At 67.7% G+C, this 25,608-nt stretch carries 24 protein-coding genes; 16 read left to right on the top strand and 8 right to left on the bottom strand.

Annotated features, from left to right (window positions below; genetic code table 11):
• Positions 1-79: 79 nt before the first annotated feature.
• The gene (locus tag LMQ14_RS26055) at positions 80-1,207 is read right to left on the bottom strand and encodes an acyl-CoA dehydrogenase family protein (RefSeq protein ID WP_267735687.1); all 1,128 of its coding nucleotides are present in this window, start codon (positions 1,205-1,207) and stop codon (positions 80-82) included.
• A gap of 75 nt (positions 1,208-1,282) precedes the next feature.
• On the opposite strand from LMQ14_RS26055, the gene LMQ14_RS26050 reads away from it, so the two are divergent.
• Genes LMQ14_RS26050 through LMQ14_RS26040 form a run of 3 tightly spaced genes read left to right on the top strand, consistent with a single transcriptional unit; the run spans position 1,283 to position 4,793 of the window.
• Complete coding sequence (locus LMQ14_RS26050; RefSeq protein ID WP_267732477.1) at positions 1,283-2,299, top strand: MaoC family dehydratase; 1,017 nt, start codon at positions 1,283-1,285, stop codon at positions 2,297-2,299.
• A gap of 11 nt (positions 2,300-2,310) precedes the next feature.
• Positions 2,311-3,498 carry a CoA transferase gene (locus tag LMQ14_RS26045; RefSeq protein ID WP_267732476.1) on the top strand — a complete coding sequence of 396 codons (1,188 nt, stop codon included), beginning with the start codon at positions 2,311-2,313 and terminating at the stop codon, positions 3,496-3,498.
• Positions 3,492-4,793, top strand: a complete 1,302-nt coding sequence (locus LMQ14_RS26040) for an amidohydrolase family protein (RefSeq protein ID WP_267732475.1) — start codon at positions 3,492-3,494, stop codon at positions 4,791-4,793. Before LMQ14_RS26045 ends, LMQ14_RS26040 begins: the two co-directional genes overlap by 7 nt.
• Here LMQ14_RS26040 and LMQ14_RS26035 read toward each other — a convergent pair.
• Positions 4,790-5,632, bottom strand: coding sequence for an alpha/beta hydrolase (locus LMQ14_RS26035; RefSeq protein ID WP_420714721.1), 843 nt, complete (start codon positions 5,630-5,632; stop codon positions 4,790-4,792). The genes LMQ14_RS26040 and LMQ14_RS26035 overlap by 4 nt on opposite strands.
• A gap of 248 nt (positions 5,633-5,880) precedes the next feature.
• Here LMQ14_RS26035 and LMQ14_RS26030 point away from each other — a divergent pair, with 248 nt between their 5' ends.
• The 10 genes from LMQ14_RS26030 (at position 5,881) to LMQ14_RS25985 (ending at position 15,940) form a co-directional block, all read left to right on the top strand.
• Complete coding sequence (locus LMQ14_RS26030; RefSeq protein WP_267735686.1) at positions 5,881-6,612, top strand: alpha/beta fold hydrolase; 732 nt, start codon at positions 5,881-5,883, stop codon at positions 6,610-6,612.
• A gap of 108 nt (positions 6,613-6,720) precedes the next feature.
• Positions 6,721-7,701: an IS481 family transposase gene (locus tag LMQ14_RS26025; RefSeq protein ID WP_267732473.1), complete on the top strand. Its 981-nt coding sequence runs from the start codon at positions 6,721-6,723 to the stop codon at positions 7,699-7,701.
• Between the two features lie 229 nt (positions 7,702-7,930).
• Positions 7,931-8,587 carry an SAM-dependent methyltransferase gene (locus LMQ14_RS26020; protein WP_267732472.1) on the top strand — a complete coding sequence of 219 codons (657 nt, stop codon included), beginning with the start codon at positions 7,931-7,933 and terminating at the stop codon, positions 8,585-8,587.
• Positions 8,584-9,816, top strand: coding sequence for a molybdopterin-dependent oxidoreductase (locus tag LMQ14_RS26015; RefSeq protein WP_267732471.1), 1,233 nt, complete (start codon positions 8,584-8,586; stop codon positions 9,814-9,816). The genes LMQ14_RS26020 and LMQ14_RS26015 overlap by 4 nt, the downstream gene beginning before the upstream one ends.
• A gap of 1 nt (position 9,817) precedes the next feature.
• Positions 9,818-10,336 (top strand): hypothetical protein, encoded by a 519-nt coding sequence (locus LMQ14_RS26010; protein WP_267732470.1) that lies wholly within the window; start codon positions 9,818-9,820, stop codon positions 10,334-10,336.
• A 112-nt stretch (positions 10,337-10,448) separates the two neighbouring features.
• Entirely contained in the window at positions 10,449-11,654 is a 1,206-nt protein-coding gene (locus LMQ14_RS26005) for an alpha/beta hydrolase (RefSeq protein WP_267732469.1), read from the top strand.
• 43 nt (positions 11,655-11,697) lie between these two features.
• Positions 11,698-13,107 carry a WS/DGAT/MGAT family O-acyltransferase gene (locus LMQ14_RS26000; protein ID WP_267732468.1) on the top strand — a complete coding sequence of 470 codons (1,410 nt, stop codon included), beginning with the start codon at positions 11,698-11,700 and terminating at the stop codon, positions 13,105-13,107.
• A 156-nt stretch (positions 13,108-13,263) separates the two neighbouring features.
• Positions 13,264-14,043: a crotonase/enoyl-CoA hydratase family protein gene (locus LMQ14_RS25995; RefSeq protein WP_267732467.1), complete on the top strand. Its 780-nt coding sequence runs from the start codon at positions 13,264-13,266 to the stop codon at positions 14,041-14,043.
• A gap of 74 nt (positions 14,044-14,117) precedes the next feature.
• The gene (locus LMQ14_RS25990) at positions 14,118-15,626 is read left to right on the top strand and encodes a class I adenylate-forming enzyme family protein (RefSeq protein WP_267732466.1); all 1,509 of its coding nucleotides are present in this window, start codon (positions 14,118-14,120) and stop codon (positions 15,624-15,626) included.
• A 17-nt stretch (positions 15,627-15,643) separates the two neighbouring features.
• On the top strand, positions 15,644-15,940 hold the full coding sequence (locus tag LMQ14_RS25985; protein ID WP_267732465.1) for a hypothetical protein: 297 nt from the start codon (positions 15,644-15,646) through the stop codon (positions 15,938-15,940).
• Positions 15,941-15,956: 16 nt separating this feature from the next.
• Here the strand turns inward: LMQ14_RS25985 and LMQ14_RS25980 are convergent, their stop codons facing one another.
• The gene (locus LMQ14_RS25980) at positions 15,957-16,535 is read right to left on the bottom strand and encodes a TetR/AcrR family transcriptional regulator (RefSeq protein ID WP_267735685.1); all 579 of its coding nucleotides are present in this window, start codon (positions 16,533-16,535) and stop codon (positions 15,957-15,959) included.
• A gap of 450 nt (positions 16,536-16,985) precedes the next feature.
• Here LMQ14_RS25980 and LMQ14_RS25975 point away from each other — a divergent pair, with 450 nt between their 5' ends.
• Positions 16,986-17,138 (top strand): hypothetical protein, encoded by a 153-nt coding sequence (locus LMQ14_RS25975; RefSeq protein ID WP_267735740.1) that lies wholly within the window; start codon positions 16,986-16,988, stop codon positions 17,136-17,138.
• A 78-nt stretch (positions 17,139-17,216) separates the two neighbouring features.
• Here LMQ14_RS25975 and LMQ14_RS25970 read toward each other — a convergent pair whose 3' ends face one another.
• Both LMQ14_RS25970 and LMQ14_RS25965 read right to left on the bottom strand, forming a co-directional pair.
• Entirely contained in the window at positions 17,217-18,686 is a 1,470-nt protein-coding gene (locus LMQ14_RS25970) for an aldehyde dehydrogenase (RefSeq protein WP_267732464.1), read from the bottom strand.
• A gap of 41 nt (positions 18,687-18,727) precedes the next feature.
• A complete protein-coding gene (locus tag LMQ14_RS25965; protein WP_267732463.1) occupies positions 18,728-19,498 on the bottom strand; it encodes a class I SAM-dependent methyltransferase in 771 nt (256 codons plus the stop codon).
• A gap of 220 nt (positions 19,499-19,718) precedes the next feature.
• Between LMQ14_RS25965 and LMQ14_RS25960 the strand changes: the two genes are divergently transcribed.
• Positions 19,719-20,873 carry a glycosyltransferase family 4 protein gene (locus LMQ14_RS25960; protein WP_267732462.1) on the top strand — a complete coding sequence of 385 codons (1,155 nt, stop codon included), beginning with the start codon at positions 19,719-19,721 and terminating at the stop codon, positions 20,871-20,873.
• On the opposite strand, the gene LMQ14_RS25955 is transcribed toward LMQ14_RS25960, so the two are convergent.
• Positions 20,857-22,557 (bottom strand): hypothetical protein, encoded by a 1,701-nt coding sequence (locus tag LMQ14_RS25955; protein WP_267735684.1) that lies wholly within the window; start codon positions 22,555-22,557, stop codon positions 20,857-20,859. The genes LMQ14_RS25960 and LMQ14_RS25955 overlap by 17 nt on opposite strands.
• Before the next feature lie 42 nt (positions 22,558-22,599).
• On the bottom strand, positions 22,600-23,871 hold the full coding sequence (locus tag LMQ14_RS25950) for a DUF3068 domain-containing protein (RefSeq protein ID WP_267732461.1): 1,272 nt from the start codon (positions 23,869-23,871) through the stop codon (positions 22,600-22,602).
• Between the two features lie 152 nt (positions 23,872-24,023).
• Here LMQ14_RS25950 and LMQ14_RS25945 point away from each other — a divergent pair, with 152 nt between their 5' ends.
• The gene (locus LMQ14_RS25945; RefSeq protein ID WP_267735683.1) at positions 24,024-25,124 is read left to right on the top strand and encodes an acyltransferase family protein; all 1,101 of its coding nucleotides are present in this window, start codon (positions 24,024-24,026) and stop codon (positions 25,122-25,124) included.
• Here LMQ14_RS25945 and LMQ14_RS25940 read toward each other — a convergent pair.
• On the bottom strand, positions 25,121-25,600 hold the full coding sequence (locus LMQ14_RS25940) for a YbjN domain-containing protein (protein WP_267732460.1): 480 nt from the start codon (positions 25,598-25,600) through the stop codon (positions 25,121-25,123). The genes LMQ14_RS25945 and LMQ14_RS25940 overlap by 4 nt on opposite strands.
• Between the last annotated feature and the right edge of the window lie 8 nt (positions 25,601-25,608).

Genomic DNA, 25,608 nt, shown 5'->3' with positions numbered 1-25,608 from the left:
CTCCCGCGCCGCTTTGCTGGTGCGTAAGTCAGGCAAATATAGCGCACCAGCGGAGGTCAAGCGCTAGATTGTGCCGCGCTCAAATCCCGCCCCGGGCCACCAGCTGCCCGGCAATCACATTGCGCTGGATCTCATTCGTGCCTTCGCCGACGATCATCAGGGGCGCATCGCGAAAGTAGCGCTCGACGTCGTACTCCGTGGAGTAGCCGTAGCCGCCGTGAATGCGTACCGCGTTCAGGGCGATCTCCATCGCGATCTCGGAGGCGAACAGTTTGGCCATCCCGGCTTCCATGTCGCAGCGCTCGCCGCTGTCGTAACGCTCAGCGGCGTAACGGGTGAGCTGACGGGCGGCGGTGAGCTTGGTGGCCATGTCGGCCAGGTAATTGCCCACGGCCTGATGCTTCCAGATCGGCTTTCCGAAACTCTCTCGTTGCTGGGCATAAGCCAGCGCATCCTCGAGCGCCGCGGTGGCCACGCCCAGGGCGCGCGATGCCACCTGGATGCGCCCGGTCTCGAGTCCCTTCATCATTTGCGAAAAGCCTTCGCCCATAAGGTCTCCCAGTACGGCCGACGCGGGTGCCGAGAAGTTGTCGAAGGACAGCTCGCACGATTCGACGCCCTTGTAGCCGAGCTTGGGGAGATCCCTGGAGATCGTCAGACCCGGTCCCTGCTCGACGAGCACAATCGAGATGCCCTTATGGCGCGGTGTGGCATTCGGGTCGGTCTTGCACAGCAGCGCGATCAGTCCGGAATGACGCGCGTTGCTGATCCAGGTTTTGGCGCCGTTGATCCGCAAGCCGCCGGAGCCGTCCGGCAGTGCGGTGGTCGACATGTTCTGTAGGTCGGAACCGCCACCGGGTTCGGTCAGCGCCATCGTGGCCCGCACCTCGCCGGTGGCCATTCGCGGCAGGTAAGTCCGCTTCTGCTCCTCGGTGCCGAACAGCGTCAGCAGCTTGGCGACCACGGTGTGCCCGCCCATCGCGCCGGCCAGGCTCATCCACCCGCGGGCCAGCTCCTGGGTGACTCGTACATAGCCCGGCATCGAGACCGGCGATCCGCCGTATTCCTCGGGAATGGCGAGGCCGTAGATGCCGATCCGCTTCATCTGTTCGATCCACGCCTCGGGGTAGGTGTTGGCGTGCTCGACCTCGCGGACCGTCGGTTTGACCTCCCGGTCGATGAACGCCCGCACCGTGGCGACCAGCATGTCTTCGTCGTCGTCCACCTGTGACCACCCTCCTGCATTGACCCCCGATTCGACAGCCTGCCAGCATGTTGCGTTGTGACGGGTAACGGGTATGCGGGGATTCGCGAAGGCGGGCCGTACTTCGACGATCTGTCGAGAGGTCAGGTCTTCGACTGGGCACCGGTGGCGACGCTCTCGGCGGGCATGGCCGCCGCTCATCAGGCGATCGTGGGGGACCGGTTGCGCCTGGCCCTGGACGCCGACCTGTGTGCCGCGGTGACCGGCGCGGCCGGGCCACTGGCGCATCCGGGGCTGGTCTGCGACGTCGCCATCGGGCAAAGCACGCTGGTCACCCAGCGGGTCAAAGCCAACCTGTTCTACCGCGGGCTGACTTTCCATCGATTTCCGGTCATCGGCGATTCCCTCTACACCCGCTCCGAAGTCGTTGGGCTGCGGGCCAACTCGGCCAAGCCCGGCCGCGCGCCGACCGGGCTGGCGGCGTTGCGGATGACCACGATCGACCAGGCCGATCGATTGGTGCTCGATTTCTACCGCTGTGCCATGTTGCCCGCCGGCCCGGACTTCAATCCCGATAACGCGCCGGCCGACGATCTGTCCACCATCGGTGCCGATGCGGCGCCGCCGGCTGTTCCCCCGGCCGCGCACTGGGACGGCGAGGTCTTCCGAAAGCGGGTGCCCGGACCGCATTTCGACGCCGCCATGGCTCCCGCGGTGCTGCACAGCACCGGTGACGTCGTCAGCAGTGCGCCCGAACTGGCCCGGCTGACCTTGAACATCGCCGCGGCACACCATGATTCGCGGGCCGGCGGGCGCCGGCTGGTGTACGGCGGTCACACTATCGGGCTGGCCTTCGCGCAGGCCAACCGGCTGGTGCCGAATCTGGGGACGGTGCTGGGCTGGGAGTCCTGCGATCACACCGGGCCGGTGTACGAGGGCGACACTCTGTACAGCGAGCTGCATGTCGAGTCGGCCGAGTCCACCGACTATGGGGGTGTGCTGGGGCTTCGGTCGCTGGTCTACGCGATCGGTGACGGTGCCGACGAGCGCGACCGGGCCGTGCTGGACTGGCGACTGCGCGCACTGCACTTCTAGCCCGGAGGAGAATGGTTCAGGTGAGCAACGCGGCGTCCCGGTGGGGCAGCAGCGGGCTGGCCTGCCTGACCGGCCAGCCCGACGGGCCGCCGGACTTCTCTCGCGCCGAGGTGCTGGCCCGCGCCGAACAGGTCGCGACGGCGGTGGGAGGTCAGCTCGGTATCGCCGTCGATGCCGCCACGCTGCTGGCCGGGCGGGCTGGATTGCTCGGACTGAGCCGCGGCGGGCGGATTGCGGCCGGTGGTGGCACTCGGCTGCTTTCGGCGCGCGACGGCTGGTGCGCGCTCACGTTGTCGCGCCCCGACGACATCGCCGCCGTGCCGGCGTTATTGGAAGTCGACGAGGTGCCCGCCGAACCCTGGCCGGCGCTGCAGCATTGGGCCGCAACACGTCTGGTGTCCGCGATCACTGAGCGGGCGAATCTGCTCGACATTCCGGCGGCCGGCCTGGGCGAGGCCGCCCCCGCGCCACCGCGGATACAGCGATTGTGCACCCCCGGCCCCGTGCCCGGCGTCACTGGGCTGCTGGTGGCCGACCTGTCGTCGATGTGGGCCGGTCCGCTGTGCGGGCAGCTGCTGGCTCGCGCCGGAGCCACCGTCGTCAAAGTCGAAAGCCCGCAACGCCCGGACGGCACCCGGGCGGGCAATCGCGAATTCTTCGACTGGATGAACGGCGAAAAGCTGTCCTACTGCCTGGATTTCGATCATCAGGCCGACGAGCTGCGTGAGTTGCTCGCGGTAGCCGACATCGTGATCGAGGGCTCGCGGCCCGCGGCGCTGGCCCGGCGCAGGCTGGGGGTGGATCACATCGCGCCGCGAGCGGGCCGAATCTGGTTGCGTATCAGCGGTTATGACCAGGACCCCACCCGGTCCGCCTTCGGGGACGACGCCGCGGTGGCCGGCGGCCTGGTCGGTGCGGGCCCGGTGTTCTGCGGGGATGCCATCGCCGATCCCCTCACCGGTCTGGAGGCAACCTCGGCCGTGGCCGAATCGCTGGCCCGGGGCGGCGGCGAGTTGATCCAGGTGTCGATGGCGGGGATCGCCGCGGGCTACGCGAGCCTGCCCACGACGGCGGCGCCCTCGGAATGCCCGGCGCCACCGCCCCAGGCTCCGCCGTCACACCGCCGCGCTGCCGAATTGAGCGCGGATAGCGACGCCGTACGCCGTTTGGTCGCCGAAAGACGTTCTTTCTCATGCTGATTCAGCGAGCGACGTTGCTGGCCGGCACGGTGACCGACATTCGTGTCGGCGCGCGGATCGAGGACATGGGCGAACACCTGGAACCCCGACGAGGGGAGACCGTGCTCGACGCGCACGGCGGGACCGTGTTGCCCGGTCTGCACGACCACCATGTGCACCTGCGTTCGGCCGCCTCCGCGATGGATTCGCTGATGCTGGGCCCGCCTCGAATCCACACGAAAGACCAACTAGCACAAGAACTATCGAAGTCAAGACCGAACGTCGACGGATGGATCCGGGCGATCGGCTACCACGAATCCGTTGCCGGTGAGCTGGATCGGGCCGCGCTCGACGCGATGGTGCCCGGCGTTCCGGTCCGCGTGCAGCACCGCAGCGGCGCCTTGTGGATCCTCAATTCGGCGGCACTGCGGCTGCTCGGAATGGCCGAGCACCCTGACGGGCGGCTGCGCGCCAGCGACCGCTGGTCGGAGGCGCTGCAGCGTCACCATAGCGACTTCACCGAACTCAGCCGGCGCCTCACCGCGGTCGGCGTCACTGGAGTCACCGACGCCACACCGGATCTCGACGCGCATGACATGGTGTCGCTGTTGGTGGCGCATCGGCACGGCGAGTTCCGGCCGCAGCTGTCTTTCCTGGCCCCGGGCAAGAAGATCCTGCACGATGATCGTCTCGACTTGGAGTCGCTGACCGGATGGATCGCCGATCGCCACGCCGCCGGTCAGCCGGTTGCCGTGCATTGCGTGACCGCGGCTCAATTGGTGGTGACCATCGCGGGGTTGCGCGCCGCGGGTAGCCACCCACTGGATCGCATCGAGCATGCCGCGGTCGTCGACGACGACAACCTGACCGACCTCGCCGACCTCGGAGTCACCGTGGTGACACAGCCCAACTTCGTTGCCGAGCGCGGCGATCAATACCTCGCCGAGATTCCCGCCGCCGAGCACGCCGCGCTGTGGCGGGTGGCGTCGCTGCGAAAAGCCAAGGTACGGGTGGCGCTGTCGACCGACATGCCATTCGGTCGGGGTGACCCGTGGGCGGCGATGCGGGCCGCGGTGTATCGCACCACGCCCAGCGGCGTGGTGCTCGGTGGCGACGAATGTGTCTCGGCGCCAGAAGCTTTGACGATGTTTCTGGGCTATGCCGATCGGCCGGGCCGGCCCAGGTCCGTCGACGTCGGACAGCCGGGTGACCTATGCGTGTTGGCCGCGCCGCCGGCGACGGTGCTGGCCGAGCTGGACGCCGGGCTGGTGGCGGCGACGATCATCGCCGGCGCTATCGCCTACCCAGCGAACTAGCGCGCCTGCGCCAGCGCGGTCCGCAGATTCTCGCATTGGCTGTCGAAAAAGCGCTGCGACACTTGCTCTTTCGGTGCGATCATGTCGAAACCGTGGAAGGCTCCCGGGATCACGTCGACCTGGCACGGGACCCCGGCGGCCCGCAGACGTTCGGCGTAGGCGAGGTCTTCGTCGTGGAACAGGTCGTGTGTCCCCACGCCGATCCACGCCGGCGCCAGACCGCCGAGGTCGTCGCGGCGGGCCGGCACGGCAACCGCCGGATCGGCGTCGCCCAGATACGCGGTCCAGCCGAACTGATTACTGCGGGTGTCCCAGAGGCGATAGTTCGGGTTTGCGGCGGTCTCCGAACTACGGTCGTCGAGCATCGGGTAGGCAAGCACCTGGAAAAAGGGCGCGACTTCGCCGCGATCCCGGGCCAGCAACGCCAGCGCCGCCGCAAGGCCGCCGCCGGCACTCGCGCCGCCGATCGCCACTCGCGTCCGGTCCACCGCGGGCAGCCCGGCCAGCCAGGTCAGCGCCGAATAGCAGTCCTCGAGCGGGGCGGGATACGGATGTTCGGGCGCCAGCCGGTACTCGACCGAGGCGACGGTGATGCCCAATCTCCTGCAGAACCCGCGACACAGCCGATCGTCCATTTGTGCGCTGCCGATCACGTACCCGCCGCCGTGTATCCACAGCAGTGCCGGCGCCGGCTCGGTGACGCCGGCGGGACGGAACAGCCGAACGCCGGCACCCGAACTCAGCGTGATGACCTCGACGTCGCCGGCGGAGCCGGATGCGCGACGGTCCTGCAGCGCCAGCGCGGTACGGATCATCCGCAACGTCCTGGGACTGACCATCCGGCGGGGGACCAGGCGCGCGGTCCGGCGCAAATCTGGGTGAACGTCGCTGTTCGGCACCGGTTCAGTATTACCGAAAGGAAAGCGGCGTTGTCGGCCGCCGGTACGGCAAGGTCGGCGCCGTGCCGGCGCCTAGGCTTGCCGATGGATATGGAGGCGAAGTGACGACGTTGGTTCCGCGGTTTGTCGACACCGTCCTCGGCAAGATCCGCGTGCAGGTCAGCCCGGGAACCGGGCCCGCGGTGCTGCTGTGGCCGAGCCTGTTGATGACCGGCGACTTGTGGGCCGGCCAAGCGGCCCGGTTCGGTGCGAGCAACCGCCTGGTGCTCATCGACCCCCCTGGCCACGGTGGCAGCGAGCCGCTGCGCGCGATGTTCAGCTTTACCGAATGCGCCCGCTGCGTCGTCGACCTGATGGATGGCCTTGACATCGACAAGGCGCATTTCGTCGGCAACTCCTGGGGCGGGATGATCGGGGCCACCTTCGCCGCTCAGCATCCAGACCGCATCGACCGCGCAGTCCTGATGAACTGCACCGCGTCGAAAGCCGGTTTCCCCCAAAAGGTCAAGTACGCGGCCATGTTGCGGTTGGCCGGGATGCTCGGGGGCGTGCGACCGCCGCTCACGCGGTCGGTAGTCCGCGGCTTCCTCGGGCCGACGTCACTGCGCACCCGACCCGAAGTCGTCGAGACGATACGTGCGAGCTTGCAACGTGTCGACCTCAGCTCGAGCAGCTGGGCGGTGCGCAGCGTGGTGCCCGCTCGCCCCGATCAGCACGCGCTGCTGCGGCGCATCGCCGCGCCGGTGCACGTGGTTGCCGGCGTCGAAGATGCCACCTTCCCGGTGGCCGAGACGCGCGCGATGGCCGAATCCATTCCCGGTTCGTCCTTCACCGTGCTCGACGGGGTCGGCCACCTCGCGGCGCTGGAACATCCGGCCCGCGTGAACGAGTTGCTCGAACGGTTCTTGTTCGACGGCTAGCTGTACTGACCACGGACGTTGGTGACGGCGTGGCGTGGTGACATGACGAAGACCTCCGGGTGAAGTGCGAGCTGTCTAAGGAACGCACTGCTCACCTCGGAGGTCTTCGTGTCCCACCGTAATGCCCCTTTGTCAGAAACCGGTCGGCTGCGGCTGGCTCGTTGCGTCGTTGAGAACGGTTGGCCGTTGCGGCGGGCAGCCGAACGGTTCCAGGTATCGGCCACCACTGCAGCCCGGTGGGCTAGCCGCTACCGGGAATTGGGCGAGGCCGGGATGGCCGATCGCAGTTCACGACCCCACCGCAGTCCGCATCGGACGCCGCCACGCACCGAGCGGCGGATCATCAAGGTCCGCGTGATCCGCCGGTGGGGACCGGCTCGGATCGCTTACCTGCTGGGCCTGAACGTTTCGACGGTGCATCGGGTTTTGACCCGCTACGGGCTGGCCAAACTGTGCTGGCTGGACCGAGCTACCGGCCGGGTCATCAGACGCTACGAACATCGACGGCCCGGTGACCTCGTGCACCTTGATGTCAAGAAACTGGGCAAGATCCCTGATGGCGGTGGCTGGCGCATCCACGGGCGCAGCATCGGCAAACGAAACTCCCTGGCCCACACACCCATTCGTCGCAACAATCACCCCGTGATCGGCTATCACTACCTGCACACCGCTCTCGACGACCACTCCCGCCTGGCCTACACCGAATTGCTAGCCAATGAACGCAAAGAGACCGCGGCGGCCTTTTGGCTACGCGCCCAGGCCTGGTTCGCTGAAGCCGGCATTACCGTGAGCGCTGTTTTGACGGACCGCGGTGGGTGTTACCGCTCAACACCTTTTGCCCACGCCCTAGGACCAGTGACCCACAAATGGACTCGCCCCTACCGGCCACAGACGAACGGAAAAGTGGAGAGATACCACCGCACCCTGGCCGACGAATGGGCCTACGCCCGCCCCTACCGCACCGACACTGAACGCTGCGCCGCCTTCACCGACTGGCTCCACAACTACAATCACCACCGCGGCCACACCGCACTCGGCGGCCAACCACCCGCTAGCCGCGTACCTAACCTCTCAGGGCAGTACAGCTAGCCGCCGCACCGAAACGTCGGCCGCCGTACCCGTCCCGGCCAGCCCCGGCTCCGAATAACCCCGTGAGGCCCCGTCGAGTCGTCGGGGCTTGATCGGCTTGGTTAGCGGACAGCGGATGAGGGTATCGATCGGAGTGATCCAAACGCTGGCGTAACCCGTGCATATGAGCATGCGGGTGGCGCGGGCGCGGTTTCAACTTCCTGGTCGGACGCGATGCGAAAGGCGTGAATTGCTGGGGCATCTCTACGATCGGGCGCTCGGCGGCGAGCGATGTTGGATTCGTCATGATGACGGCGAGGTTCGGGTACTGCCCGCGCATCGCTGGCTGGGCGCCCGGTGCTCCCCGAACGGCGGATTGGTCGATGCCCTCGACGAGGTCTTCGACGAAGCCGTCACCCAGATGTGCAGCGGACCGACGATCGAGCTCGGCTGCGGACCGGGGCGGTTGGTGGCGCGGCTGTTTGAGCGCGGCATACCCGCACTCGGCATCGACCGGTCCGCGACGGCGATCCGGCTGGCCGGGCGCGGCGGCGCGCCGGCCCTGTTGAGCGACGTGTTCGAGCCGCTGCCCGGCATGGGGCGGTGGCAGACGGTGCTGCTGGTCGACGGTAATGTCGGCCTCGGCGGGGACCCGGGGCGGATTCTGGCGCGCGCCGCGGAGTTGCTGCGCCGCGGTGGGCGCTGCGTGGCAGAGTTCGACGCCGACGCCATCGGTATTCGCGCGCGCTGGGTGCGCCTGGAGTCGGCGTGCGATGTCGGGCCCTGGTTCCGCTGGGCGTCGGTCGGGGTGGACAGTGCGGCCACCCTCGCGGCGCAAGTCGGTCTAACGTTGACCAGCGTGAGCCTTATCGGCGGCCGGGTGATCGCGAGTCTGGCGGCGCCGTGAGCGGCCTGGGTGCCCGGTTCCGCAGCCCGCTGCGCGGCCCGTGGCTGACGTCCGTGTTCGGGCTGGTGCTACTGGTGGCACTGCCGATCGTCACGATCACGGGGCTGCTGTCCTACATCGCCTACGCCCCGCAATTCGGCCAGGCCATCCCCGCGGAGGTCGGCTGGCTGCGACTGCCGTTGTTCGACTGGCCCACCCGCCCGTCCTGGCTGTACCGGCTGACCCAGGGCCTGCACGTCGGGCTTGGGCTGGTGATCATCCCGGTGGTGCTGGCCAAGTTGTGGTCGGTGATCCCGCGGCTGTTCGTCTGGCCGCCGGCGCGATCGGTCGCCCAGCTGCTGGAGCGAGGGTCGCTGGTGCTGCTCGTCGGCGGGATCCTGTTCGAGATCGTCACCGGAGTGCTGAACATCCAGTACGACTACATATTCGGGTTCAGCTTCTACGACGCGCACTACTTCGGAGCCTGGGTCTTCATCACCGGATTCCTGATGCACATCGCGGTCAAGCTGCCTCGCCTGGTCACCGGACTACGGTCGCTGGCGCTGCGCGACGTGTTGCGCACCAGCCGTGCCGACACCCGTCCGGAGCCGGCCGATCCCGACGGCCTGGTGGCCACGGATCCGGCCGAACCGACAATGAGCAGGCGCGGCGCCCTGGCGCTGGTCGGCAGCGGCGTGTTGCTGATCGCGGCTCTCACCGTCGGCCAGACCGTCGGCGGGGCGGCCCGCGGCGCCGCCCTGCTGCTGCCGCGCGGGCGGGGCCGGGGTGATTTCCCGGTCAACAAGACCGCCGTCGCCGCGGGCATCAGCCGCGAAAGTGTCGGCGAGAGTTGGTCATTGGCCCTGCGCGGGGGTCATGCCGACGTCATGCTGGACCGCGCCACGCTGGCCGGTATGCCGCAGACCACCGCGCGCCTGCCGATCGCCTGCGTCGAAGGGTGGTCGACCGTCCAGACCTGGAGCGGCGTCCGGCTGGCCGAGCTGGCCCGCATCGCGGGCGTACCCACGCCGCGCTCGGCGCGGGTTGTCTCACTGCAGCAAGGCGGTGCCTTCGGGCAGGCGACGTTGCAGGCCAACCAGATTCGTGATCCGGAGGCGCTGTTGGCGCTGCGGGTCAACGGCGCCGACTTGTCCCTGGACCACGGCTATCCGGCCCGGATCATCGTGCCCGCGCTGCCGGGTGTGCACAACACCAAATGGGTGGCTGCCATCGAATTCGAAGGCGGTTGAGATGTCAAGACTCTCAACACGTTTCGCCGCGGTCTACGGATCGCATCCGCTGCATCTGCTGACGATGCTGTCCGGGTTCGCACTGATGGGCTACATTCTGGCCACCTTCAAACCGGCGACGCTGTGGAACCCCGGCACCTGGTGGCAGTCCATCGCCGTCTGGTTCGCCGCCGCCGTGGTCGTCCATGATCTGCTGTTCTTCCCGCTCTACGCTCTGGCCGACCGGGTGTTGTCGGTGCGCCGGCATTCCGGTCGCGGCCGTCCAAAGGTGCTCGCCCGCAACTACATTCGGGTGCCGGCCTTGGGGGCTGGGCTGACGCTACTGATCTTTTTGCCCGGCATCATCGAGCAGGGCGGGCCCACCTACCTGGCGGCGACCGGCCAAACTCAGCAACCCTTCCTGGGCAGGTGGCTGCTGCTGACCGCGGCGATGTTCGGGATGAGCGCTATCTGCTACATGATCCGGCTCGTCGCGGCGCGTCGGCGCGCCTCGCCCAGCGAAGCCAAGAACCCTGTCTAGGGAAGTAAATCCGGCAATTTAGCAAACATTTGTCCGGGCGATTTCCGGCCATCTCCGGCACTTCTACGCAAACGTCAGTTTCCCCTGACGCGCTCGGGGTACAGTCCCCTACATGACGGCAAGGGTTCCAAGCATGACACCCTGTTTGAAATGGTTGCTGCGGGCCCGTCCCGCCGACTATGCGCTGGCATTAAGCGTTGCCAGCGCTTCGCTACCGGTGGTGGGTAAGCACCTGGAACCACTGGGTGGTGTGACCGCGATGGGTGTCTGGGGCGCGCGACATGCGCCAGAGGCTTTCTCTGCCCTGAAGAAGGACTTGCTGACACCGGGGATCAACGACACACGCCGCCGGGACCGGGAAAGCACGCACGACGTGTCCGTCGCGGCCTTGCGCGGAGTCGTGTCCGCCGCGGACCTCGACGCCGAATGGCCGGTCGCCGAGAAGACGCCGCCGATCTGGGAGGCGTTGCGGCAGCGCCGCTATCTGTACCGCCGGGCGGTGCACTACGGCGACCACCCGGCGCAGGTGCTCGATGTCTGGCGGCGCAAGGATCTGCCGGCCCAGCCCGCGCCGGTGCTGATCTTCGTCCCGGGCGGCGCCTGGGTGCACGGGCGCGCGATGATGCAGGGCACCGCCCTGATGTCGCGACTGGCCGAGCAGGGCTGGGTGTGCCTGGCGATCGACTACCGCGTCGCGCCCTATCACCGGTGGCCGCGTCACATCACCGACGTCAAGACCGCGATCGCGTGGGCGCGTGCCAACGTCGACAAGTTCGGCGGTGATCGCGATTTCGTTGCGGTGGCAGGCTGTTCGGCGGGCGGGCACTTGTCCGCGCTGGCCGGCCTCACGCCCGACGACCCGGACTTCGAGCGGAGGCTGCCGGAGGGCGCGGACAGCTCGGTGGACGCGGTGGTCGGCATCTACGGCCGCTACGACTGGGAGGACCGCTCGACCCCCGAGCGTGACCGGTTCGTCGAATTCCTGGAGCGGGTGGTGGTCAAGAAGTCCATCGGCCGTCACCCCGAGCTGTACCGGGACGCGTCGCCGATCGCGCGTGTACACCGGAATGCCCCGCCGTTCTTGGTGATTCACGGCAGCAAGGACAGCGTCATCCCCGTCGAACAGGCGCGCAGCTTCGTGGAGCGGCTGCGGGCGGTGTCGCATTCGATGGTCGGGTACCTGGAGTTGCCCGGCGCCGGACACGGCTTCGACATGATCGACGGCGAGCGCGCCGGGGTGGCTGCCCACGCGACTTCGCTGTTCCTCAACCAGATCTACCGCACCAAGGTGCAGATCAGGTCAAAAGAGGTCATCTAGCTCGGTCGCTGAGTAAGGTCCCCCTTGAGGGGAAGGGGCAGCGATGAAACGGCTGAGCGGCTGGGACTCGGTACTGCTGTACAGCGAGACCCCTAACGTGCATATGCACACGATCAAGGTCGCAGTCGTCGAGATCGACCCGGATCGCCGAGACTTCGCCATCGATTCGTTTCGCCAGGTCATCGGGGCCAGGTTGAACAAGCTCGAGCCCTTCACCTATCAGCTCGTCGACATCCCGTGGAAGTTCCACCATCCGATGTGGCGCGAGCACTGCGAGGTCGACCTCGAGTACCACATCCGCCAGATGCGGTTGCCCGAGCCGGGCGGTCGCCGCGAGTTGGACGAAGCGATCGGACGCATTGCCAGCACCCCACTGGACCGCGACCGTCCGCTGTGGGAGATGTACTTCATCGAAGGCCTGGCCAACAACCGCGTCGCGGTCGTCGGCAAGATCCACCACGCGCTCGCCGACGGCGTCGCGTCGGCCAACCTGATGGCCCGGGGCATGGACCTGCTGCCCACACCGGAAAGCGGTCCGCAGATCACCGACCCCGCACCCACCAAGTCGCAACTGGTGCGCACGGCATTCTTCGATCACCTCCGCCAGGCCCGCAAGCTGCCGGGGACGTTCGGCTACACCGCGCGCGGTGTCAATCGGGTCCGGCACAGCTCACGCAAGCTCTCGCCGGAGCTGACCATGCCCTTCACCCCGCCGCCCACCTTCCTCAATCACCGGATCACCCCGGAACGCCGTTTCGCGACGGCCACCCTGGCGCTTGCCGACGTCAAAGAGACCGGCAAAAAGCGAGGCGTCAAGATCAACGACGTGGTGCTGGCCATCTCCACTGGGGCGCTGCGCACCTTGCTGTTGCGCTACGACGGCACGGCCGAACCGCTGCTGGCCTCCGTCCCGGCGAGTTTCAACTTCTCGCCGGATCGGATTTCGGGCAATTACTTCACCGGGATGATGGTGGCGCTGCCGGCCGACCTCGACGACCCGTTGGCCCGTCTGGCGGCCTGCCACGACAACGCCAACTCCGCCAAGGAGGCGTTCCACCTGGTCGGACCGGAATTGATCAGCCGATGGTCGAACTACATGCCGCCGCTGGCCACCGAGTCGTTTTTCCGTTGGGCTTCCAGCCGCGACGGCCAGAACAAGGTGCTCAACCTTCCGATCTCGAACGTGCCCGGACCGCGCGAGCGCGGCCGCGTCGGCGGTGCTCAGGTCACCGAGATTTACTCGGTGGGGCCGTTGACCGCAGGCAGTGGGCTCAACATCACCGTGTGGAGTTACGTCGATCAGCTCAACATCTCGGTGCTGTCCGATGGGGCCACCGTCAAGGACCCGCACGAGGTGACCGAGGCGATGGTCGCCGACTTCATCGAATTACGCAGGGCTGCAGGGCTTTCCGAAGTGCTGACGCCCGTCGAGGCGGCGATGGCGCCGGCCTGACCGGTCCGGCTGCCGCGACGACCCCGACTTTTGGTAACGCGACTCTCTCCTGGTGCCAATGGCATTTCCGTCGGCCGCTACCATCAATCGGTAACAGCCACTGGTTTGCACCGATGCCACCGATGCCACCGATTTGGAAGGAGATGGGCAGCTACCGTGAGCACTGACGAAGCCAACGAGCCCGAAGTTCTGGTCGAACAACGCGGCCGGATCCTGATCATCACGATTAACCGGCCCAAGGCCAAGAACGCGGTCAACCTCGCGGTGGCCAAAGGCCTGGCCGAAGCGGTCGACCGGCTCGACGGCGATGCAGGTCTTTCGGTGGGCATCCTGACCGGCGCCGGCGGCTCCTTCTGCGCGGGCATGGACCTCAAGGCGTTTGCCCGGGGCGAATTTCCCATCGTTGAGGGCCGCGGCATGGGCTTCACCGAGCGTCCACCGACCAAACCGCTGATCGCGGCGGTCGAGGGCTACGCCCTGGCCGGTGGCACCGAGCTTGCGCTGGCCACCGATCTGATCGTGGCGTCCAAGGACTCGGCCTTCGGTATCCCCGAGGTCAGGCGCGGTCTGGTCGCCGGTGGCGGCGGACTGCTGCGCCTGCCCCAGCGCATTCCGTCGGCCATCGCGATGGAGCTGGCGCTGACCGGGGAGAACCTCAGCGCGGAGCGTGCCCACGCGCTCGGCATGGTGAACGTGTTGGCCGAGCCCGGGTCGGCGCTGGATGCCGCGATCGAGCTGGCCGAAAAGATCGCCGCCAACGGGCCGCTCGCGGTGGCGGTCACCAAGCAGATCATCGTCGAGTCCCGCAGCTGGAACCCGAAGGACTTCTTTGCCGAGCAGGGCAAGCTGCTGGCTCCCGTGTTCGGCTCGAACGACGCGAAGGAGGGCGCGATCGCATTCGCCGAGAAGCGCGCTCCCCAGTGGACCGGCACCTAAGACCAGATGTAATACGCTATGTTCGTAGAGTCCGTATCAGGGCGCAAAAGGGTTGGGATTCAGAGGGATCGAGTATGAGCGTTTCGTTGCTTCTCGAGATGGCTGCGTCGAGCAACCCCGATCGCACCGCCGTCGTCTCGGGGGAGACCCGGCTGACGACGCAGGAGCTCAGCGATCTGGCGGACGGCGGCGCGGGTGTCATCGCGGAATCGGGTGCCCAGCACGTGGCCTACGTAGGTGTCGGCGGCGCGATGCTGCCGGTGCTGATCTTCGCTGCGGCCCGCGCCGGGCTGCCCTTCACCCCGCTCAACTACCGGCTGTCCGCCGAGGGCATCCAGACGCTGATCGGGCGACTGCCCGAACCCCTGGTCATCGTCGACAGCCGCTACCAGGACATGGTCGGCGATTCGTCCAAGCGGGTGATCGATTCCGACGACTTCCTGACCGCCGCCCGCAGCGCCGAGCCCGCCACTGAGGGTCTCGCGTTTCCCGACCCGGAGTCCGTCGCGATCGTGCTGTTCACCTCCGGCACCACGTCGCAGCCCAAGGCCGTCGAACTCTCGCACAACAACCTGACCAGCTACGTCACCGGAACCGTCGAATTCGACTCGGCCGCAGAACAAGACGCGGCCCTGATCTGCGTGCCGCCGTATCACATCGCCGGGGTCGGCGCCGCGCTGTCGAATCTGTACGCCGGCCGCAAGATGGTCTACCTGCCGAACTTCGATGCGGGCGAATGGGTGCGGCTGATCGGCGCCGAACACGTGACGACCGCGACGCTGGTGCCCACCATGCTGGACCGCGTGGTCACCGTGCTCGAGGCGGGCGGCCACGAGCTGACGTCGCTGCGCAACCTGGCCTACGGCGGCTCGAAGGTCGGCCTGCCGTTGGTCCGCCGGGCGCTCGAGTTGTTGCCCGGGGTGGGCTTCGTCAACGCCTACGGGCTGACCGAGACGAGCTCGACGATCGCGGTGCTGACGCCCGACGACCACCGCGCGGCGCAGGCAGCGTCGGAAGTGGCCGCGGTCAAGCGGCTCGGTTCGGTGGGCCGTCCGGTGCCCGGCATCGAGATCGAGATCCGCGACGACGAGGGCAAGGTGCTGGCGGCCGGGGAGACCGGCGAGCTCTTCGTGCGTGGTGAGCAGGTCTCCGGCCGCTACACCGGGATCGGCTCGGTGCTCGACGAAAACGGTTGGTTCCCAACCAAAGACATCGCGATGCTGGATGAAGAGGGCTACCTGTTCATCGGCGGACGCAGTGACGACACCATCATCCGCGGCGGCGAGAACATCGCGCCCGCCGAGCTGGAGGAGGTGCTGGTCGAGCATCCGCATGTGCGCGACGTCGCCGTGGTCGGTGTCGAAGACGCGCAGTGGGGGCAGGCGATCGTTGCCGTGGTGGTCCCGCGGCCCGGCGCCGAACCCGATCCCGAGGAATTGCGGGAGCACGTACGCAAAACTTTGCGCGGTTCGCGTACGCCCGACCGCGTAGTGTTTCGCGACGAGCTGCCGACCACACCCACGGGCAAGGTGCTTCGCCGGGAGATCATCGAAGGATTGCAGGCCGCAGCGGCCGAGCAGTAAGCAGAGGACGAAAAATCATGATCAAGAACGGAACCCGCCTCACCAGCCAGGTGTGTGACACCCAGGTGATCGTCGTCAGGAGCTCCGACAGCCTCGACGACCTGCGCTGCGGTGGTGTGCCGATGGTGCCGATCGGTGGTGAGCGCTCGGGCGAACTCGACCCGGCCTTCGCCGGGGGCACCGTGATGGGCAAGCGCTATGTCGACGAGGCCGGCGCCGAGGTGCTGGTGACCAAGCCGGGCGCGGGCAGCCTGAGCATCGGTGCGACCGCGCTTGCGCTCAAAGAGGTCAAGCCGCTTCCGGCGAGCGACTGAGATTCAACCGGGGCTATTAGCCGTCCTGCTTGCCTGGCATCCCATTGCGGGTAACGAATTCCCTTGCCTTGATTAGGAATTCGAGCTGTTCGCCGACCTGGCCGAGCGGGCGGACCGAGCGGGTCGAGCGAGCCAGCACGATCGCACCCTCCAGCGCCGAAATCGACATCACCGCCAGCGAGGCGGCATCGTCGTCGTCGAAGCCGTCTTTCGCGAACGCTCGGGTCAATGCCGTACACCACCGGCCCAGGATCAGGCCGGCTTCGCTGGTCAGGTCCTGATCGCTTTCGTCCGAGCTGATCGCGGCCGCGACCACCGGGCAGCCGGCGAGGAAGTCGCCGTCGGTCAGCAGGCGCTCCCAGAGTTCGATGAACTCGCGCAGCAACGTGCGGGCGCCTTTATCGGCGGCGGCGTCGATCGTGGCGGTGATGGAATCCCCCGAATACCGCAGCGCCTCGCTCAGGATTTGATTGCGGCCATCGGGGAAGTGGTAGTAGACCGAACCGCGCGGGGCGCCGCTGCGCGCCAGCACGGCATCGATGGTGACGCCGGCGGCTCCGCGCTCACGCATCACCTCGGCGGCGCTGACCAGCATCTTGGCGCGGGTGCCGACGCGCTTCGTCGACGTCGGTTCCGGCTGAACGTCGCTCGTGGTCGGCACTCTCGTACCTCCTAGGGCGGACGTCATGCAGCGTGCGAATGCCGCGATACCGGCCAGTGCATGTTACGCGGGCTGAACCGGAATGACGGGCGTTTCAGGTCGCGCACCTCGCGCGTGAATTGGTAGCCGGCGACATTGAGTTCGATAATCCACATGGTATTTCTCCCGGCCTAGTGCTGCTCTCATGCGCCGAAGCCGGCGGCTCATGATTATGCTGAGGATCATATAAGACAACGGTCTACTAAGCAACTTATTAGTGGAGCTAAACTCGCAGACCAGGCAAATGTGTGACCTAGGTCATTGATCTTGGCTAACACCAAGCTGAGCAAACCATAAGTATTATGGTGTATTGCATAATTCTGGGTTCTGGGATTCGCTGAGGCGATGGCACACACGTACAACAGCCCTGCCGCGCAAATCCTTCCCGCTCTCGACACCGTGACCCTGGAACGCGACGGCCACGTTTTGCTGATCGGCCTGAATAGACCGCATAAACGCAACTCGTTCGCCCACGCGATGCCCACGGCGACCACCTGACCGCTAGTCGCCGAGCGTGAAACTAACTTCACGGTCGCGGCCCAGCGTGAAACTAACTGCACGCTCGGCGTAAAGAACTCAGGCGTCGATGGTGTAACCCATCGGCATCAGCACGCTCTTCTGCTGCGTGAAGTGCTCGACGCCCTCCGGCCCGTTCTCGCGGCCGATGCCGGAGTTCTTGTAGCCGCCGAACGGGCAGCACGGGTCGAAGGCGTACCAGTTGATCGCGTACGTCCCGGTGCGGATCTTCTCCGAGATCTCGATGCCCTTGGCGATGTCGCTGGTCCACACGCTGCCGGCTAGACCGTATGCGGAGTCGTTGGCGATCTTGATCGCGTCCTCTTCGGTGTCGAATGGGATGATGCTCAGCACCGGCCCGAAGATCTCCTCCTGGGCGATCGTCATCTTGTTGTCGACGTCGGCGAACACCGTGGGCTGGACGAAGAATCCGTTGTCCAGGCCCTCGGGACGGCCGCCGCCGCACACCAGCCGGGCGCCCTCCTCGATGCCCTTGGCGATGTAGCCCTCGACGCGGGCGCGCTGCTTCTCCGAGATCAGCGACCCGATCTGGGCGGCCGGGTCCGACGGCGGTCCGACCGGCAGTGCCTGCACGAATGTGCTTATCGCGTCCACGATTTCGTCGTAGCGCGAGCGCGGCGCCAGGATGCGAGTCTGACCGACACAGGCCTGGCCGGTGTTCATGATCCCGGAGAACACCAGCATCGGAATTGCAGACGCCAGGTCGACGTCCTCGAGCAGGATGGCTGCCGACTTACCACCGAGCTCGAGCGTGCACGGCTTGAGCATCTCGGCGGCGCGACGGCCGATCTCCTTGCCGACACCCGAGCTGCCGGTGAAGGTGAACAGGTCGACGTCCGGGTTCGACGTCAGGGCCTGGCCGGTCTCGATGCCGCCGGGCACCACCGAGAGCACGCCCTCGGGCAGGCCGGCCTCGGCGAAGATCTCCGCCAAAGCGTTTGTGGTGAGCGGGGTTTCGGCAGCCGGCTTGAGCACCACGGTGCAGCCGGCCAGCAGCGCTGGCCCCAGCTTGTTGACGGCCAGGAACAGCGGCACGTTCCAGGCGACGATCGCGCCGACCACGCCGATCGGCTCGCGGTGCACGATGGTCTGCCCGTAGGAGCCGTTGCGGATCTCGCGCCACTTGACCTGGTCGACGGCCGGGCCGGCGAAGAAGTTCATCGCGCCCATCGAGCCCATCCAGTGCATCGTCTCGATGGTGGTCGGTGGCTGGCCGGTCTCACCGGCGAGCAGGGCGCTCAGCAGCTCCTTGCGCTCCTCCATCAGCTTGACCACGTTGGCGATGACGGCCGCACGTTCCTTCGGCGGAGTCGTGGGCCACGGACCACTGTCGAAAGCGGCGCGGGCCGCAGCGACCGCGGCGTCGACGTCGGCCGCCGCTGCCAGCGGTGCCTTGCCGAAGTACTCGCCGGTGGCCGGACAGTGCACCTCGATCACCTCAGAGGTCGACGGCTCGGTCCACTTGCCGCCGATGAAAAGCTTGTCGTATTCGGTCTTAATCTCACCCATGGCGCCACCCTACCCAAGCCGACGCAAAACGAGAACATGTTTCATTCTTGCGGTTGGAGCACCAGTACGAGATTGCTCACCCCGAACTCGCGGAGCACCGGCACCGACGTCAGCCACCAGGCCCATCGCGGGTGGTAGCGCGGGAATGCGGTCAGCAGCGCCCCGGTGTTCTCGGCCCAGCTCAGCCCCGCCGCGGCGGACACCGCGAACAACGACGACCCGTAGTCGTTCTTCGCGCGATGGCCGTGTTTGCGGGCATATCGCGCGGCGGCGCGCTTGCCGCCCAGGTAGTGCGTCAAGCCCATCTCGTGCCCACCGAAAGGGCCCAACCAGACGGTGTAGGACAGCACGGCCAGCCCGCCCGGCTTGGTCACCCGCAGCATCTCGGCGCCGAGCTGCCACGGCCGTGGCACGTGTTCGGCGACGTTTGACGACAGGCAGATGTCCACCGAGTCATCGGCGAACGGCAACGCCATGCCCGACGCCCGGACGAACGAGTCTGTCGCTGGGTCCGGGGTGGGTCCGGCGGCATGCATTTCGCTCGGATCGGGCTCGACGCCCAGGTAGTGCACCCCGGCGGCGGTGAACGCTTGCGCGAAATACCCGGGCCCACCGCCGACGTCGAGCAGCGTGCGGCCGGCCGGCGGTTCGCCGCGGGCGGCCAGCCAGAGATCGCCGACCATCGCCGCGGTATCGGTCGCCAGCGCGCCGTAGAACCTGGCCGGGTCCGGCTGCTCGTAGCGGAACTCCGACAGCAGCCGCACCGAGCGCGACAGCGTGGCCCGTCGCGCAAAAACGTCGGTCACCGCCACCGGGCAACCCTACGCAGTGCCGGCCCGCGTCGTCGCCGGAAGCTACCCAAAGTGCCCGCCTCATAGCGACAATGTGTGACCCGCGCTCCTGGGCCATCGATCTGTCGCTCGGAGGCGGGCACAACGAACGATCCCCGAGGCAGAGGCTGGTGTGGCGAATGTGACCGAAACCGTCGCCATGCCCAGGGTGCCTGTTGTCGCCGGGCTAGGCTGATTATTCATGTCTGGTCTGCGCTCGGTACTGCTGTTGTGCTGGCGCGACACCGGCCACCCGCAGGGCGGCGGCAGCGAGGCCTACTTGCAGCGCATCGGCGCGCAGCTGGCCGCGTCCGGCGTCACGGTCACCCTGCGCACCGCCCGCTATTCGGGCGCACCGCGCCGCGAGGTCGTCGACGGCGTGCGGATCAGCCGCTCGGGTGGGCGTTACTCGGTTTATGTGTGGGCCCTGCTGGCGATGGCCGGGGCCCGGCTCGGGCTTGGACCGCTGCGGCGCGTGCGGCCCGACGTGGTCGTCGACTCGCAGAACGGTTTGCCGTTTTGCGCCCGGCTGCTTTACGGGCGCCGCGTGGTGGTGCTGGTACACCACTGCCACCGCGAGCAGTGGCCGGTGGCCGGGCCGGTGTTCGGCCGGCTGGGCTGGTTTGTCGAGTCGTGGCTGTCGCCGCGGCTGCACCGGCGCAATCAGTACCTGACGGTGTCGCTGCCGTCGGCGCGCGACCTGGTCGCCCTGGGCGCGGACAACGAGCGGATCGCGGTGGTACGCAACGGCCTTGACGAGGCGCCGGCCCAGTCGCTGTGCGGCCCGCGTTCGGCCGTGCCTCGAGTGGTGGTGCTCTCGCGGCTGGTGCCGCACAAGCAGATTGAGGATGCCCTGGAAACGGTCGCCGAGCTGCGCCCGCGGCTGCCGGAACTGCATCTGGACATCGTCGGCGACGGCTGGTGGCGCCAGCGGCTCGTCGACCATGTCCGCAGCCTCGGCATCAGCGACGCGGTGACCTTCCACGGCCATGTCGACGACGTGACCAAACACCATGTGCTGCAAGGTGCTTGGGTGCATGTGCTGCCGTCGCGCAAGGAGGGCTGGGGTCTGGCGGTCGTCGAGGCCGCACAGCACCGGGTGCCGACTATCGGCTACCGATCGTCGGGCGGACTGTCCGACTCGATCGTCGACGGCGTGACCGGGGTATTGGTGGACAACCGCGCCGAGCTGGTGGATCGCCTCGAAGAGCTGCTGTGCGATCCGGTGCTGCGCGATCAACTCGGGGTCAAGGCGCAGACGCGCAGCGGCGAGTTCTCCTGGACGCAAAGCGCCGACGCGATGCGCGCCGTGCTCGAAGGCGTCCAAGCCGGCGAGTTCGTCAGCGGCGTGGTCTAACCAGGCGCCGTACCGCGGCGACCAGCGCGCCGGCGCCGCCCACGAGCAGCAGCCCCAGCCACGCCAGGTGTGCGACCACGGTGGCTTGACGCCGAGCCGACGGCGCCCCGGCGGCGTTGCCGCCGACCCGGTAGAGCGTCAATTCCTCGTCGTGGAACACCGGCGTGAGCGCGCCCACGGTGCGTGCGGCCGAGCCCATGTCACCCGCGCTGTCCGATTCGACGACCAGCCATCCGATGCCGGCCGGCGCCAGCGTGGACGGATCGGGCCCGGACAGCAGCATCTCCTGGATCGCGCGGACACGGTTGCCCTCCCCGGGCACGACCAGCCCGGAAATCGCCAAATCTCCGGTGCTCAGGACGTCGGCGCGCAGCCAGCGGGGCAGCGGATCGAGCACCGGCGCCGGACCCGACCAGGCGAAGCGCCGCATCGAGCCCGCGGGCAGCACCGCGACCGGCGCGGGCGCGCGGTTGATCGCCGCCGCCACGGCCGCCCACCCCGGCGGATAGTGCCTCGGCGCGACCTTGCCGCCCACCCCCCACGCCAAGTCGGGCAACACCGCGATCAGCGCCAGACAGCCGACCAGCGCCATGGCGAAGTCCGCCGGAGGGGGCAGCCACCGCCGCAGCGTCACCACCGCGCCGGCGCCCGCGAGGGCGTAGCCCGGCACCGCCAGCGCAACCCACTTCTGCCCGTCGCGCAACACCCCCAGGCCCGGTGCGGCGTCGACCACGGCGGCCAGCACATGCAGGCCGGGCCCGGTGGCCAGCACGGCCGGTGTCACCACCGAAACCGCCGCGAGCGCCAACAGCGGCACCGACGCCGGGCGGCGTAGCACCGTCGGCAGCCCGGCCGCTACCACGCCCAGCAACACCAGTGCCGAGATCACCGCGAAAAGCGTTGCCCGCGAACTGGGTACGGCCTCGCCGTTCCAGATGCCGCCCAGGCTGGCCAGGCTGGCCAGCGTCCCCAGGCCGGGCTCGGCGCGCGGCGCGAACGCAAGAACACCGAGCGTGCTCGCCGCCTTGGGGGTGGACAACGACGAGCCCGTCGCCGCGGCCACCAACCACGGCAGCGCCGCGACCAGCGCGGCACCCAACGCCGCTGCCGCGCACAGCCATCGGGGCCGGCCGGTACCCGGGGCGGCGACACAGACCAGCGCCACCGTCGCGGCCAGCATCAGCCCGGTCGGGGTCAGTCCGGCCAGGGCGATCCAGAACACCAACGCGAAAAAGCCGGCCTCACCCGTGCGCAGCCTCACTACCGTCGTCGCCACCCAGGGCAGGCAGCCGTAGCCGACCAGCAGACTCCAGTGACCCTGCAGAAGTCGTTCTGCGACATAGGGATTCCAGATCGCCAGCGTGATCGCCACAAACTGGCCGGGCGTCCCGGCGCAGGGCAGCGCGGCGGCCACGAGTCGCGCCGCACCCCAACCCGCCAGCCACACCCCCAGGACCAGCAGTACCTTCACCACGACGCCGCCGTCGATCAGGTGTGAGGCCAGCGCCACCGCGAAATCCTGCGGCGTCGCCCGCGGCGGTGCGGTCAACCCCAGGGCGGTATCCGACAGGTACGAACGCGGCGTGGACACCGCGTCGCGCAATAGCAGGTAGCCCGGCCGCAGCACCGGCGCAACCACCAGCAGCGCCAGGGCCAACGCATATCCGGGAAGAGACCACTGCACCGCCCGGCGCCATGGTGCGGTCACCGTCGGCGCAACCGCGGGCTAGTCCCGGTCGGCCGGGCCGGGCGGATTCGGTTCGGACGGCTCGGGCGCCTCGCCGCGCGGCGGATCGGACCCGGGCGGATCGTCATGCGATTCGGAGTGCTGCGCGGGCAGCTTCTCCGTCTCGGCTTCGGCGCCGGGCACCCGTTCCTCGAGCCCGCTGCGCCCGAAGAATTCCTCGTCGCCGCGGTCCAGCCCGGGGTCGGTCAGCGCGCTCTCGGTGCGCAGGCCGAACGCCGCGAACAAGCCACCGCCGATCAGCGCGATCAGGCCGACCGCGGTGAACGTGATCGGCAGTACCCGCGACCACAGGGCGAGCCGGTCGCGCTCGTCGCGGGCCGCGTTCACCTGGGATTCCACCGTGTCTTCGTTGGAGGTGACCTTGTAATCGGCCAGCGTCAGCTCGGGCTTGAGCGGATCGCGGGCGAAGAAGTGGTTGGCGTGCTCGGTCTGCTTGACGATGGTGCCCGAGACCGGGTCCACCCAGAAGGTCCGCTGCGCCGCGTAGTAGCGGGTCATCGTGATCTGCTCGGCCGGGTCCACGTCCTTCAGGCCCCACATCGCCGCGGACGTCGTCACCTTGCCGTCCTCGTCGCCGGCGTACAGCGACGGGTACTTCACCGGTGCCACCAACTTTCCGTCGGCGCTGTAACCGATGTTCTGGGTGAACTTGTAGGCGGTCAGGCCGTTGACGTCCTCTTGGGTGTCGTAGTTGACGTCATAGGTCTTCTGCGCGACCGGGTCGAAGTACGGATAGGTCTTCTTCTCGGTGTGGAAGGGGAACCGGTAGGACAGGCCGTCGTGGCGCACCGGAATCGTGGTGGGCGGGTTCTCGTCGCCGAAAGTGCGCGGCTTCTGAACGGCGCCGCCGGTGTGGGTGTCGTCGGAGACGGCCATCGCGGTCTTGCGGTTGAGCGTGACGGTGTCGACGATCGCCAGCAGCAGCCCGGTGTCCTTCTGTTTGTCGGTGCGCCGAAGCGAGGTGCCGACCTGCAGCGTGACCACGTCGGCGTTGGCCGGCGACTCGACGCTGATCTGCTGCTGGGAAACCAGGGGCACGTTCTGGTTGACGACGACGTGGTCGGTGGACAGCGACGCCGAGTCGAGTGCGGTTCCGGTGCCGTCGCTGACCAGCATGGTGTCGATGTTGAGCGGGATCTTGGTGATCCTGCTGGTGGTGTAGGTCGACAGCAGCAGCGCGGCAATCAGCAGGGCGGCCCCGAGTCCGATGATGCCGCATGCGGCGAACCGCAACATAACCGCTCGGTTCACGTGGCCATGCCCTCCCTAATGCTCTAGGCAAATCCGTTCGACCCTAACAGCAGTACCCGATTAGGCAGGTAACAGAGCGCAGGCAGACTGAGATCGTGACCGATAGCCACCAGGCGGGCGGAACCCGCAGCTTCCTGCCCGCTGTCGAGGGTATGCGCGCCTGCGCGGCCATGGGTGTCGTCATTACGCATGTGGCCTTTCAGACCGGACACTCCAGCGGGGTCGACGGCCGGCTTTTCGGCCGCTTCGGCCTCGCCGTGGCGGTGTTCTTCGCGTTGTCGGGGTTCCTGCTGTGGCGTGGCCACGCGGCGGCGGCCCGGGATCTGGGACCGCGTCCGCTCACCGGCCACTACCTGCGATCGCGGGTGGTCCGCATCATGCCGGCCTATCTGGTGGCCGTCGTCGTGATCCTCACCCTGCTGCCCGACGCGGATCACGCCAGCCCGACGGTGTGGCTGGCAAACCTGACACTCACCCAGATTTATGTGCCGCTCACCCTGACCGGCGGCCTGACCCAGATGTGGAGCCTCTCGGTCGAGGTCAGTTTCTATCTGGCGTTGCCGATTCTGGCGTTACTGGCCCGCCGCATCCCCGTGCGCGCCCGGGTCCCGGCGATCGCCGCGCTGGCGGTGCTCAGCTGGGCGTGGGGTTGGCTGCCGTTACATTCGGAATCCGGCAACCCAATGAACTGGCCGCCGGCCTTCTTCTCCTGGTTCGCCGCGGGCATGCTGCTGGCCGAGTGGGTGCACAGCCCGATCGGGCTGCCACACCGGTTGGCGCGGCGGCGGGTGTTGATGGCCGTCATCGCACTGGCCGCGTTTCTGGTGGCCGCGTCCCCGGTGGCGGGTCCGGAGGGATTGATTCCGGGGACCGCGACACAGTTCGCGGTCAAGACCTCGATGGGCTCGGTGGTCGCGTTCGCATTGGTCGCGCCGTTGGTGCTGGACCGGATCGACACCGGGCATCGGCTGTTGGGCAATGCCGGCATGGTCACCCTGGGCCGCTGGTCCTACGGCCTGTTCATCTGGCACCTGGCCACCCTGGCCATGGTGTTCCCGGTGGTGGGGACGTTCCCGTTCACCGGCAACATGCCGACGGTGTTGGTGCTGACGCTGATCTTCGGTTTCGCGATCGCGGCGGTGAGCTACGCCCTGGTCGAGTCGCCGTGCCGAGAGGCGTTGCGCCGCTGGGAGAAACGCGAGAAGCCGGCTGCTCAGGAGATAGATGCCGAGGCGGACGCGATAGCGCCCTAGCCGGTGCGGTCCATCCATTCTTCCAGCGTGTCCGCGGACGGCAGGCTGACGGCCTGCTCGATCTTCTCGATCAGGTCGGTGCCGTACTCGACGGTGGACTTGATGAAGTGCCCCAACCCCGCCAGGTGGATGCCGTCGGTCAGCAGGTACGCATTCTCGCCGACCACACTGACGTGGCTGGGCTGCGCGGTTTCCCGCACAAACGCCTTGGGCCAATGGTTGTCGCGATTCCAGTCGTTCACCACTTCCATCAGGCGCGGGCGCTCGCTGGCTTGGTAGTAGCCCGCGGGGCTGACCGAGATCTCGAAGATGTCGGGCCGCAACCCGTTGATCCGCAGGTTCACGTGCAGCTTGCCCCGCTCGTAGCTGGACAGCACCAACATGAATTCCGCGCCGTCGTCGCTGCGGAAAAATCGCAAGTGGCGCGATCGCAGATAACGTTCGATCAGCTCCGTACTCAATGGCTCGATCTGCATAGCCATGA

The organism is Mycobacterium sp. Aquia_213 (assembly GCF_026625985.1).
In the GTDB taxonomy this organism is placed as follows: Bacteria; Actinomycetota; Actinomycetes; order Mycobacteriales; family Mycobacteriaceae; genus Mycobacterium.
This window is presented reverse-complemented; position numbering and strand designations above follow the sequence as displayed.

What these genes read in the sequence shown, in the direction of transcription:
- LMQ14_RS26055 (WP_267735687.1), bottom strand. Translation starts at nt 1,207, where the DNA reads ATGCTGGTCGCCACGGTGCGGGCGTTCATCGACCGGGAGGTCAAACCG.
- LMQ14_RS26045 (WP_267732476.1), top strand. Translation starts at nt 2,311, where the DNA reads ATGGTTCAGGTGAGCAACGCGGCGTCCCGGTGGGGCAGCAGCGGGCTG.
- LMQ14_RS26040 (WP_267732475.1), top strand. Translation starts at nt 3,492, where the DNA reads ATGCTGATTCAGCGAGCGACGTTGCTGGCCGGCACGGTGACCGACATT.
- LMQ14_RS26035 (WP_420714721.1), bottom strand. Translation starts at nt 5,632, where the DNA reads ATGGTCAGTCCCAGGACGTTGCGGATGATCCGTACCGCGCTGGCGCTG.
- LMQ14_RS26010 (WP_267732470.1), top strand. Translation starts at nt 9,818, where the DNA reads ATGTCAAGACTCTCAACACGTTTCGCCGCGGTCTACGGATCGCATCCG.
- LMQ14_RS26005 (WP_267732469.1), top strand. Translation starts at nt 10,449, where the DNA reads ATGACGGCAAGGGTTCCAAGCATGACACCCTGTTTGAAATGGTTGCTG.
- LMQ14_RS26000 (WP_267732468.1), top strand. Translation starts at nt 11,698, where the DNA reads ATGAAACGGCTGAGCGGCTGGGACTCGGTACTGCTGTACAGCGAGACC.
- LMQ14_RS25990 (WP_267732466.1), top strand. Translation starts at nt 14,118, where the DNA reads ATGAGCGTTTCGTTGCTTCTCGAGATGGCTGCGTCGAGCAACCCCGAT.
- LMQ14_RS25985 (WP_267732465.1), top strand. Translation starts at nt 15,644, where the DNA reads ATGATCAAGAACGGAACCCGCCTCACCAGCCAGGTGTGTGACACCCAG.
- LMQ14_RS25980 (WP_267735685.1), bottom strand. Translation starts at nt 16,535, where the DNA reads ATGCTGGTCAGCGCCGCCGAGGTGATGCGTGAGCGCGGAGCCGCCGGC.
- LMQ14_RS25975 (WP_267735740.1), top strand. Translation starts at nt 16,986, where the DNA reads ATGGCACACACGTACAACAGCCCTGCCGCGCAAATCCTTCCCGCTCTC.
- LMQ14_RS25970 (WP_267732464.1), bottom strand. Translation starts at nt 18,686, where the DNA reads ATGGGTGAGATTAAGACCGAATACGACAAGCTTTTCATCGGCGGCAAG.
- LMQ14_RS25960 (WP_267732462.1), top strand. Translation starts at nt 19,719, where the DNA reads ATGTCTGGTCTGCGCTCGGTACTGCTGTTGTGCTGGCGCGACACCGGC.
- LMQ14_RS25945 (WP_267735683.1), top strand. Translation starts at nt 24,024, where the DNA reads ATGCGCGCCTGCGCGGCCATGGGTGTCGTCATTACGCATGTGGCCTTT.
- LMQ14_RS25940 (WP_267732460.1), bottom strand. Translation starts at nt 25,600, where the DNA reads ATGCAGATCGAGCCATTGAGTACGGAGCTGATCGAACGTTATCTGCGA.